At 42.0% G+C, this 603-nt stretch carries 2 protein-coding genes; both read right to left on the reverse strand.

The features are described from left to right. A partial coding sequence (locus D1841_RS18190; protein ID WP_166554383.1) for a HipA domain-containing protein occupies nt 1-438 on the reverse strand: 438 nt, incomplete at its 3' end. A 2-nt stretch (nt 439-440) separates the two neighbouring features. Then, nucleotides 441-603 (reverse strand): HipA N-terminal domain-containing protein (locus D1841_RS18195; protein WP_207710212.1); only part of this gene is annotated, 163 nt, incomplete at its 5' end.

Here is a 603-nt window from a genome sequence, read left to right on the forward strand (position 1 = left end):
CGAATCCCCATCTATAAGTCTGTCAATGCGTCTTGTAATATATGCGTATTCGTCATGAATTTTCACCAGTCCGTGAGGCACTGTCTTTACCCCCGCAATCCTTGCTAACCTCATCGCCAAATCTTCAAACTCCGGAAGCTTCTCAAATTCGTCAGTTTGCGGCTTTAAAATATAACCCGTTGGATAGTCTACAAGTGTAAGACGGGATTCCGTTTCTGTGGATAAGTGCAGTGAAAGCTTCTTCTGCACCCCAGGAACTGTCAATCCTTTATTTACCGTCTTCCTTGCTAACTGATTTAATCCCTCTTTTGTCACATCTAAAATAGGCATTTTATCCGTACCAAAAAAAGCTTTTACACACTTCTTGTGCCAGCAAGAATCTTTCTCCTCCAGCGACACCGAATCCCTAATATCCTTTTGACAGTATAAGCATTTCATCTCTATCCTTTCTCCGTTCTGATCGACACATCACCGATACAATCCCTACAAGTTAAAAGCAATAGACCAAACCGGTCGTTAGCATTGATTTTCCAGTTCCTGCTTGCAACATCAAGAAGCCAGCCTTCTGGAACAAGACCATCAAAAAAAGAAAATAGCGTGCTA

The organism is Neglectibacter sp. X4 (assembly GCF_009917365.1).
GTDB lineage: Bacteria > Bacillota > Clostridia > Oscillospirales > Acutalibacteraceae > Acutalibacter.